This window comes from Alteromonas sp. AWJ4_197, from assembly GCF_056160285.1.
Genome location: NZ_JBSWWW010000020.1, coordinates 1 through 3,388 on the forward strand (window position 1 = coordinate 1; position 3,388 = coordinate 3,388).

Consider the following 3,388-nt stretch of genomic DNA (forward strand, 5'->3'; position numbering starts at 1 on the left):
CGAAGCGACTTAATGTGATTGTTATGTGACTTACGCCTTCTTGCTTATTTTTACAAACACATTATGGAAATAAAACAATACTATAGACAGTAGTGCAAGGGGAAAGCAGAAAGCTGAGCTAAATATGAATGCTGTTATTATGCCGCCTTCGAGTTCTAAATTGGATAAATACGCGACCGCGAACGAACAAAGTAAATAGACAAATGAAAGCCGCTTTGCAGGAATATGAGAAAAGTTTTTAAGCCAATAGTTTGGAAATGAAAGCACAGCCCAACATGGCAGCATAGAAATGACGAGGCCTATTAAAGCAAATGCAAAAAAATAAAGACTTTCCATGTGATGCCTGCCTCAAGTCACATAACACCCGCATAAAGGGCGATAACGCATGGGCTAAAATTAGGAACGAAGTGACGCAGCCCATGTGTTAGCGTCCCAGCGAGCTTGCGAGCGATTTAATGCGTTTGTTATACATTTACCTTGTAGCTTAAATCTACCGCCTCGTCGCCCGTAATACCACGAAAACCCCACTGATACTTTTCTTGTTCCTTGATTGTAATTTCGATATCTACCGATGAAATCCCTAAAGTTGACGAGATTTCGCTGAACAGCGATTTAATAAGGGATTTCTGAGTCTCAGGCTTTCTACCTTTCATCATGTTTATTTCAATGACCGTGTAGGAGTCTGACCGCCCACCCGGATAGAAAAAATTGTCTGATGATAGAGGTACAAAACGATGTGCTCGCTTGTCCTCTGGCATTCCCATCTCGGATTGCATACACGCATGAATAACGTCTGAGAGCTGACGCTTTATTGGATTTAGTCGACTATCTATTCCATAGATTACTACCACAGTTCTTTCCTTGATGTATAACACCCACATAAGGGGCAGTAACACGTGGGCTAAAATCCGAGCGAAGCGACTGAGCCCACGTGTTATTGTCCCAGGGAGCTTGCGACCGATTTAATGTGATTGTTATGTATCGGATTTGAATACAATTTCAAAGTTGTCTTCGTCCCAGACCGTTACCTTACCTGCCCAGTCCTCACGTATATGAAACTTATTCTTTAGCTTACTTGCATCCTTGCCTTCACTGACTGCTTTTTCATCACTTGTGCGAGCTATTACAGCTCTTATTACCCGATTAGATTCATAAGCTTCTGCAATATTCTTTCTAAACTCTAGATTTCCGTTCCCAGACCACCTAGAGACTTTATCTACATACTTGATGGTTTTAGGTTCTGTACCTGACTTAAAATACTGGTTCCAAAGACTGCAAACGAGTTCCCCTTTAGAATTTAAGGCCGATACTGACCATTGAACGTTTTTAAGAGTTGCTCCATATTTTTCAAAACAAGACTGAATTCCCATTTAATCCTCTTAGATACATAACACCCTGCTTAGGGGCGGAAACACATGGGCTAAAATTTAGGAGCGAAGCGACGCAGCCCATGTGTTTGCGTCCCAGCGAGCCTGCGAGCGACTACAGCAGTTTGTTAGTGTACGCGCTGATATTTCGTTCGTAGGTTATCTTTTCAACTGATTCGTTTGGAATTTCTATATTTTTATCATCAGGTGAGAAGCCTATAAACCACTCTTTTGATCTCAAAATCAATTTCATCTCGATTAGCTCAGGCTCTTCTTTTAATTTAATAAGTATGACCTGCCCACCACCAAAACCTGTTATCTGCAAAAAATTCGAATAATGACTCTGATTAAAAAGAAGAGATATCGAAAAAATATAAAACAATACTACGCCAATGAAGGCAATAAATTTCATGACCCACTCTCTCCATAAGCTAAATAGCAAGGCACTAGAGTAGGTGCATGCAAAAACAGCAAACCAAATAGGATTATCTTTCTCGTCAGAAATTAATAAATAAGTTGCTGTGAATGTTAGAGAGCCCATAATAAGACAGGTAGTTGCAACTTGCTTAAAAGATGCATGCTTTATTAGATTTGTAGCCTCGCTTATTTTCTCGGTAGTTTTATCTAATGACTTATTTTCAAAAGAAAATAGTTTTTTTAGGGACTTTAGAATCAAACTCGGCGCATGTAAATACCCGGAGATTGATAAAATCATATTCCCAATGAAATACCGGACAATTATCCTCGTGAGATAAAAAACAATACTAACTGTTACTACCATGAAAAGACTGGCAAGAGTCACGGTAGCCGACAGGTATGGAATCCCCTCAACAGGCGGCCTGACTCCACTCTTGAGTGCGTAATAATATGTTGCATATTCGCTAAGAAAGCCAATGAATGCTGGCCCCCCAAGGTAGATCATGGCTCCACTTATTAATAAACGCCAAGATAAAGTTAAATTCAAAAACCACTCAAAAAATCTCATATGTCTATAAAACCTCCTTGTACACTAACACCCAAATAAGGGGCAGTAGTACATGGGCTAAAATCGGAGCGAAGCGACAGAGCCCATGTGTTACTGTCCCAGCGAGCCTGCGAGCGACTTAATTTGTTTGTTATAAGCCAATTGTTTCAAAGTCAAAGGTAGCCGCCTCTACTTGTAATGTGTCACCACTTTGCATTTCAATTTGGAAAGTGTTGTTTTCATATTTTGCGGCATTAATTGAACTCGATTCACCCCAAGGTGCAACCATTGGCAGATTAACTGATGAAACATTGGAAAAACACAACGAACATGGCCGAGCAGCTTGGTTTGAAAGTAAGAAACATTCCAATACAATCTCTGCCGATCTATTAGACCAATTTATAGAAATATTTTTTACTAATCCATCGTGCAGTGGTAGGTCTTTAAAGTCCATTAAAACCTCTTGGCTTATAACACCCACATAAGGGGCAGTAATACGTGGGCTAAAATCCGAGCGAAGCGACAGAGCCCACGTGTTACTGTCCCAGGGAGCTTGCGACCGACTTAATGTGATTGTTATGTGCCGGTACTAAAAAATGGTGGAGCTCGGGGGAATTGAACCCCCAAGGCGCGCTCCTAGGCGAACATCTGTCCATATTTTCCTTCTTGCCACTCGCTCGGATGAGAATCTGCAACCAGCAGCTCCAGTAACGCCACGATTCCACCTTTCACGTTTTTCATAAAGTTCCCCTTACTATTGCTCGTCATCTTTTTATCTTGCACCTGTGTAATTTTCGGAGCGTTCACAGATAGTTCAAATCCGAGCGAGGCATCAAAGTCAATATTCGCAGTTGTTCCTAGCCCTAAGTCATTAAAACAGTTATACCTTGTGAGCTTTACAAAGCCCATTCCAAAATTCTTTGTAAGACATTACATCTTCGTGTTTTGATTTCCAGTGAGCATCAATCCCATCCCAGCCATTTCCCTTAAATTCATGTCTACACTCAGGGCAAATTCTAGGACGCTCTACTGGGACGTTCTTTTCACAACATCTACA

The 3,388-nt window shown here is 40.9% G+C and carries 4 protein-coding genes and 1 pseudogene; all 5 read right to left on the bottom strand.

Annotated features, from left to right (window positions below; genetic code table 11):
* Positions 1-464: 464 nt before the first annotated feature.
* The gene (locus ACXAGC_RS20195) at positions 465-851 is read right to left on the bottom strand and encodes a tautomerase family protein (RefSeq protein ID WP_474846772.1); all 387 of its coding nucleotides are present in this window, start codon (positions 849-851) and stop codon (positions 465-467) included.
* A gap of 123 nt (positions 852-974) precedes the next feature.
* Positions 975-1,370, bottom strand: coding sequence for a hypothetical protein (locus tag ACXAGC_RS20200; RefSeq protein ID WP_474846774.1), 396 nt, complete (start codon positions 1,368-1,370; stop codon positions 975-977).
* Positions 1,371-1,482: 112 nt separating this feature from the next.
* Positions 1,483-2,352 (bottom strand): hypothetical protein, encoded by an 870-nt coding sequence (locus tag ACXAGC_RS20205; protein WP_474846776.1) that lies wholly within the window; start codon positions 2,350-2,352, stop codon positions 1,483-1,485.
* 130 nt (positions 2,353-2,482) lie between these two features.
* The gene (locus ACXAGC_RS20210) at positions 2,483-2,785 is read right to left on the bottom strand and encodes a hypothetical protein (protein WP_474846778.1); all 303 of its coding nucleotides are present in this window, start codon (positions 2,783-2,785) and stop codon (positions 2,483-2,485) included.
* A 143-nt stretch (positions 2,786-2,928) separates the two neighbouring features.
* Positions 2,929-3,037: pseudogene (locus ACXAGC_RS20215) on the bottom strand.
* Positions 3,038-3,388: the final 351 nt, after the last annotated feature.

What these genes read in the sequence shown, in the direction of transcription:
- ACXAGC_RS20210 (WP_474846778.1), bottom strand. Translation starts at nt 2,785, where the DNA reads ATGGACTTTAAAGACCTACCACTGCACGATGGATTAGTAAAAAATATT.
- ACXAGC_RS20205 (WP_474846776.1), bottom strand. Translation starts at nt 2,352, where the DNA reads ATGAGATTTTTTGAGTGGTTTTTGAATTTAACTTTATCTTGGCGTTTA.
- ACXAGC_RS20200 (WP_474846774.1), bottom strand. Translation starts at nt 1,370, where the DNA reads ATGGGAATTCAGTCTTGTTTTGAAAAATATGGAGCAACTCTTAAAAAC.